Annotated in this window: 5 protein-coding genes; 3 read left to right on the forward strand and 2 right to left on the reverse strand. The window is 37.0% G+C overall.

Going from position 1 to position 6,178, the window contains the following annotated elements; genetic code table 11:
* Positions 1 to 101 precede the first annotated feature (101 nt).
* Together A0J48_RS18935 and A0J48_RS18940 are read right to left on the reverse strand one after the other, a co-directional pair.
* Positions 102 to 1,427 carry a CmpA/NrtA family ABC transporter substrate-binding protein gene (locus A0J48_RS18935; RefSeq protein ID WP_200325781.1) on the reverse strand — a complete coding sequence of 442 codons (1,326 nt, stop codon included), beginning with the start codon at positions 1,425 to 1,427 and terminating at the stop codon, positions 102 to 104.
* A gap of 113 nt (positions 1,428 to 1,540) precedes the next feature.
* Positions 1,541 to 3,091, reverse strand: coding sequence for a ferredoxin--nitrite reductase (locus A0J48_RS18940; RefSeq protein WP_200325783.1), 1,551 nt, complete (start codon positions 3,089 to 3,091; stop codon positions 1,541 to 1,543).
* Positions 3,092 to 3,930: 839 nt separating this feature from the next.
* Between A0J48_RS18940 and A0J48_RS18945 the strand changes: the two genes are divergently transcribed.
* From A0J48_RS18945 to A0J48_RS18955, 3 genes are all read left to right on the forward strand, one after another.
* The gene (locus A0J48_RS18945) at positions 3,931 to 4,392 is read left to right on the forward strand and encodes a DUF29 domain-containing protein (RefSeq protein ID WP_200325785.1); all 462 of its coding nucleotides are present in this window, start codon (positions 3,931 to 3,933) and stop codon (positions 4,390 to 4,392) included.
* 197 nt (positions 4,393 to 4,589) lie between these two features.
* Positions 4,590 to 5,030: a QcrA and Rieske domain-containing protein gene (locus tag A0J48_RS18950; protein WP_200325787.1), complete on the forward strand. Its 441-nt coding sequence runs from the start codon at positions 4,590 to 4,592 to the stop codon at positions 5,028 to 5,030.
* 169 nt (positions 5,031 to 5,199) lie between these two features.
* Complete coding sequence (locus A0J48_RS18955) at positions 5,200 to 6,141, forward strand: LysR family transcriptional regulator (RefSeq protein WP_200325789.1); 942 nt, start codon at positions 5,200 to 5,202, stop codon at positions 6,139 to 6,141.
* Positions 6,142 to 6,178 lie beyond the last annotated feature (37 nt).

Below are 6,178 nucleotides of genomic sequence, written 5' to 3' on the forward strand. Positions count from 1 at the left end.
TACTCTGCGCCTCTGCGGTTAATTAAATAATTTTCTTTGGAGCAGAAAGACAGATTAGTCGTTGTTTTGTTAACCTTTCAGGCTTCTGCCTTCTGCCTTCTTTACACCTTCTTAATTTGCAAACTCTTTAAATATTCCTCTGGTTTTTCTGGATCAAATTTCACCCCATCAAAAAATGTTTCCACGCCACGAGAAGAACTAGTAGGAATTTCCGCAGCAGCTACACCCAAAGCTTTAGCAGCTTGTTTCCATAAATCTTCTCTATTTACCTGGTCTACAACTTCTTTTATTTTCGTATCTTTAGGTAAATAACCCCAACGAATTTCTTCAGTCAAGAACCAAGTATCATGACTCTTATAGGGATAAGAAGCATTATCTGCCCAATACTTCATCCGATATTGGAAGTTTTGTTCCTTACGTCCATCACCATAGTCAATATTACCTTTAGACCGTTCTAAAATGTCAGCTACAGCCACATTAAAGTATTTTCTGTCAGCACAAATTTTACACATTTCTTCTTTATTTTCTGACTGTTCACACCATTGTTGTGCTTCCATAATTGCCATTAACAATGCTTGGGTAGCATTGGGATTTTTATCAACCCAATCTTTCCGCATAGCAAAGGATTTTTCTGGATGGTTATTCCATAATTCACCTGTAGTTAAAGCTGTATAACCTAATTTTTGGCTAACTAATTGAGCATTCCAAGGTTCACCTACACAGAAAGCATCAACAGTTCCAACTTTCATATTAGCTACCATTTGTGGTGGTGGTACAGGTTCTAAAACTATATCTTGATCAGGATTAATACCCCCAGCAGCTAACCAATAGCGCATCCATAAATCATGAGTACCACCAGGAAAAGTCATGGCAACTTTTATGGATTTTTTATCAGCTTTGGCTTTATTTACTGCATCTTTTAAAGCTTTACTTTGCAAGCCGATTTTTAAATCTTTGAATTTTTCTGCTACGGAAATAGCTTGTCCATTGGTGTTTAATCTCGCCAAGAGATACATTGGTACTTTATCATTGAGAGTGAGCAGATAAGGCATAGGGCTGAGAATATGTGCGCCATCTATGCCATCACCAGATGAGCCAATTTTGAGGTTATCACGGGTAACAGCCCAAGATTTTTGTTTGCTGACTTCAACATCAGTCATGCCATATTTCGCAAAGAAACCTTTTTCTTTGGCAATAATTAAAGGTGCAGAATCAGTTAAAGCAATAAATCCTAATTTAGCTTTGGTTGTTTCAACTTTTGGCGCATTACTAACTGTGGTATTGTTAGCCAGTTGGGCAGTTGAAGAAGCAGCATTGTCTGTTGTTGCTGACTTAGGATTACTCGATGAACAACCGTGTGCCAAGATTGAAGTTGTTGCTGCAAAACTTGAGGTAATAATAAATTTTCTACGAGAAATATTGCTCATTTTCAACTCTTAGTCTTTCGATTTTAGATTTTGGATTTTGGATTGATGCCAATAAGGAATCATTGCCCAGGTTTTATTTGGGTTTCCAGAAATGTCTATATTTGGCAATTGGTTTAATGGGAAATTAAGGCTTCTTCCCGAACTTGTGCGCCGAAGTTTTGAACGAGTATTTCTTTTAATATGGGTTGTAAATCTTCACAAGGAACGCTTTTTTGGATGCAAGTTCCTAGTTTAGCATCTTTACCAACTTTACCACCCATATAAATATCAACGCCTTCTACTGTTTGCCCGTTTTTTCTGACTTTTGTCCCCATTAAACCAATGTCTGCTACTTGGGGTTGTCCACAGGAATTTGGGCATCCTGTCCAATGAATACGCACAGGTTTTGATAAAATTAATTCCCGTTCTAATGCTTGACTCATTGCTACAGCACGGTTTTTTGTTTCTATTAATGCAAAGTTACAAAATTGTGCGCCGGTGCAAGATACAACTGCTCGCATTAATAAACCAGGGTTAAAACCAAATTTTTTTAACAATGGTTCGGTTACAAATGTGTTTAAAGCTGAATCAGGAATATTCGGAATAATTGCATTTTGTTCGACTGTAAACCTAATTTCTCCACTGCCATAAACTTCTGCTAACCGGGCAAGTTCAAACATATCATCAGCAGATAATCTACCTACAGGAATGTTTAAACCTACATAATTTAATCCTGGTTGTTTTTGGGGATAAATTCCAATATGATCCCGTTTTTCCCAATCAATTTCGTCTTTGGGTGCTGCGGGTATAAATGTTTTTCCCCAGCGTTTTTCTACTTCAGCGCGGAATTTTTCTAAACCCCATTCATCAATTAACCACATTAACCGCGCTTTTTGACGGTTGAGACGTAAACCGTGATCTCGGAAAATCTCAACAATGGCTCTACATAAGCTTACTACTTCTTCAGGTTTTACCCACGCATTTAAAGGAATTGCTGCTTCACAACGTTTACCGGAGAAAAAGCCACCGACTAAAACATTAAAACCAAATCCTTCTTTAAATGCTGGAACAAATGCTAAATCATTAATTTCTGCATGAACTGAATTATCTCTTCCTCCAGTAACAGCAATGTTAAATTTCCGGGGGAGATTAGTAAACTCTGGATTTCCTTCACCTTTATTAGTGAGCATATCTTGAATTTGCTGCACTAATTCTCTGGTGTCATACAACTCATTGGCATCTAAACCGGCTACAGGATCACCTGTTATATTACGTACATTATCCATGCCGGATTGGATAGTGGTTAATCCCACTGTGTGAAATTTATTAAAGATATCTGGAATATCTTCAAATTTGATCCCCCGCAGTTGTATATTTTGTCTAGTCGTGATATCTGCGCTGCCGTCGTCACCGTAACGCTGAATCACTTCTGCTAAAACTAACAATTGACTGCTGGTGAGAATACCGTTCGGTATCCGCATCCGCATCATAAATTTACCGGGAGTGACTGGACGGAAGAATACACCTAACCATTTTAGGCGATGGTTAAGGTCGTTTTCGTCCATTGCTTCCCAACCGATTTGAGTAAATTCGTTGATTTCGCTTTTAACTGCAAGTCCGTCTTTTTCGGCTTTGAATTTCTCAAATTTATTGAGTTTTTCGTTGGTAGTTGCTGTTTCTGTCATTATGCTGTTTTTTACTGAACAGGACTTGATTAATTGTGTATCCGTGTTCTTGTTGGTGCTGTACTTTCCACCTTGAGAAATACAACTGTTGGTAGTTTCCTGGTTGGTGGTTGTAACAATTTCGATACTGCTAAGTTAAGGTGAATTTTTATAACAATTCGTATAGCTTGTTACGAAATTTTTGTAATTATGCAGAAATCGGATATAGTTGTTGCGATTTTTGCATCATCAATGGTTTTTTATGGGTGTAAGTGAGGATAAACAGTAATCTTTAAAAATTTGATAGAATAGGAATAAATGATTATTTCAAGGAAGATTATTTTAGGTGAGCTTAGACAATAAAAGCGTTTAAAGTAATGGAAAAAATTGATGAAAAAGGTCAATTATTTTTAGATGAAACTTTACACCTTGATACACCTATTTATTAGATACAAATATTGTTTATTTTGCTATTATAAATAATCTGATAATTAAGGAAAGATTAGAACTTTGATATTTCTTGTTTGATCTCTATCTTAAACTCTTCAATACTATTCTTAAATTTATTTACTGCGGTTTCCATTGATATATTACAATCTATCATCACAGTGTCAAGTTTACAGGACTGGTAATTGATTTTTGAAATTATCTGTGTAGAGAGGGAACAGGGAACAGGAAACAGGGGAAGTGTACGGAGTGTTTTTCAAGAATCAAATATGATTCCTATATTAATTAACGAGCTATCCAAATAAGGGTGTTTATCTTGTTTTGTAGTTGACTCTTTTAAAGTTGGGAATTGTAATAACATTAATCCCTAAATTAAGCTAGAATAAAATAAATAGTAAAATCCTCACCAGTATATGGTTACATCAACACAACCCAAAACTCAAACCCTATACGATCAAGATTATTACCTGTGGATAAAAACAACCATTAACCAACTTCGCACAGGTCAATTTTCTGCTGTTGATTTAGAAAACTTATTAGAAGAATTAGAAACTATGGGTAGAAGTGAGAAGCGAGCAATTGAAAGTTTATTAACTAACTTGCTTGTACATCTACTAAAACTCAAATATTGGGATAGTGAAAGAGAAAGAAATCAAGGACACTGGCAAGGTGAAGTGAGGACATTTCGCAGACAAATTAAAAAATCTCTCAAAGATAGTCCTAGTTTAAAACCTTACATTTTAGAAATCTTTGATGAATGTTATCAAGAAGCTAGAAAAGAAGCATCAGATCGTTCTCAACTTCCTATTGATACATTCCCTATTATCCCCATCGGTTCTTTAGAACAAATATTAGATGAAAACTGGTTTCAGTGAAGATAATTAAAATGAGCGAGTTTTCAAATATTCTCTAATTTCCTCCCCTGGTAATTACAAATTGCAGGTGATGTTTTTAAATTTATCCTTAATTATATCACTGAAAATCAATGTTTTTAATCCTTGATAATGACAGCATCAAATTAATGAGTAATAATAAGTGCTAGTTAAAAATCAGACCATAAATCACAGCATCTATGAAACGTCGTGAATTCTTTAATTGGGTAGGCTTAGGTTTATTAGCTAGTTCCTTACCAGTAGCGATCGCAGCTTGTTCTCCCGAAACAACCACATCAGCATCTTCCACATCTAAAGCCGCTAATCAAAACTGGCAAAAGGTGGGTACTGTAACAGAATTAGACAAAACAGGACAATTGTTAGTACAAGACTCCCCAGTGGGTGCAGTTTTAGTAGTAGGTACATCTAAAAACCCCAACAAATTAATAGCAGTCAACCCCACCTGTACTCATAAAGGTTGCACAGTGGCGTGGAAAAAAGATAAAAATCAGTTTGTCTGTCCTTGTCATGACGCAGAATTTGGTGGTGATGGTAAAGTCCAAGAAGGCCCAGCGGAAAAACCACTCAAAACTTATCTAGCCAAAATTGAAACCGGTTCTGTGTTAGTCAAACCAGCTTAATTTTCAATTCGTAATCATACCTCCCTTACCGGATAGGTAATTATTGATTTTCTCCCCTACACCTCTGTTGACCTAGATTTTTCCAATTTGTATCACAATCTACTAAACTGAGGAGATAAATTCATTTAAGGAATGAAAGCCTTAAATTTAATTCAGCCTACTACTCAAAATGCGTCTAGAGCAGTTGCAAGCTTTTTTAGCGATCGCCCAAACTGGCAGTTTTCAACAAGCAGCAAAAAAATGTGGTGTTACCCAATCGACTATCAGTAGGCAAATTCAAGCACTAGAAGCAGATTTGGGGGTTGAACTATTTCACAGAACTACCCATGCCAAACTCACTTTAGGGGGAGAAAGGTTATTACCCCGTGTCCGCAAAATTTGCCAAGAATGGGAATCAGCTACACAAGAATTAGCAGATTTAATGGACGGAAAGCAGCCAGAATTATGTATTGCGGCAATTCATTCTATCTGTGCTTCTTATCTACCACCAGTGCTGCAAAAATTTTGTCATGATTGTCCAGACGTGCAGTTAAGAGTAACATCTTTAGGAAGCGATCGCTCCCTCAAAGTCCTCAAAGATGGCTTGGTAGATTTAGCTATTGTCATGCACAACCGCTTTTTAATCACTGGTAGAGAAATGGTAGTAGAAGTGCTATATGATGAGCCGATAGAAGTTTTAACCGCAGTGAATCATCCCCTAGCAAAGTATGAAAGCATCCCGTGGTCAGAGTTAATTCATTATCCTCAAGTGGTATTTAAAGATGGGTATGGGATGCAGCGTTTAATTCAAGATAGATTTGAACGATTGGAAACTAAACTCCTAGCAGCTTTAGAAGTAAACACCTTAGATGCTTTTCGCGGAGTAGTGCGTCAAGGAGAACTAATAGCTTTACTACCACAATCAGCATTAATAGAAGCCAAATTTGACCCCTCTCTGGCAGTTCGTCCCCTAGCCAACAATAGCAATTTACCTGAGCATTCTAGTCTGACCCGTCGAGTAGTCATGGTAACAACTCAAGACCGTCTGCAAATTCCTCCGATTCAACACTTTTGGCAACTAGTTAAAGAAAATATTCCCTCTCAAATCATCCAACAGCGTTCAGCTTCTTAAATAAGGGTGTAGGGGTGTAGGGGTGTAGGGGTGTAGG

The organism is Sphaerospermopsis aphanizomenoides BCCUSP55 (assembly GCF_001586785.1).
GTDB classification, from domain to species: domain Bacteria; phylum Cyanobacteriota; class Cyanobacteriia; order Cyanobacteriales; family Nostocaceae; genus Sphaerospermopsis_A; species Sphaerospermopsis_A aphanizomenoides_A.

What these genes read in the sequence shown, in the direction of transcription:
- A0J48_RS18935 (WP_200325781.1), bottom strand. Translation starts at nt 1,427, where the DNA reads ATGAGCAATATTTCTCGTAGAAAATTTATTATTACCTCAAGTTTTGCA.
- A0J48_RS18940 (WP_200325783.1), bottom strand. Translation starts at nt 3,091, where the DNA reads ATGACAGAAACAGCAACTACCAACGAAAAACTCAATAAATTTGAGAAA.
- A0J48_RS18945 (WP_200325785.1), top strand. Translation starts at nt 3,931, where the DNA reads ATGGTTACATCAACACAACCCAAAACTCAAACCCTATACGATCAAGAT.
- A0J48_RS18950 (WP_200325787.1), top strand. Translation starts at nt 4,590, where the DNA reads ATGAAACGTCGTGAATTCTTTAATTGGGTAGGCTTAGGTTTATTAGCT.
- A0J48_RS18955 (WP_200325789.1), top strand. Translation starts at nt 5,200, where the DNA reads ATGCGTCTAGAGCAGTTGCAAGCTTTTTTAGCGATCGCCCAAACTGGC.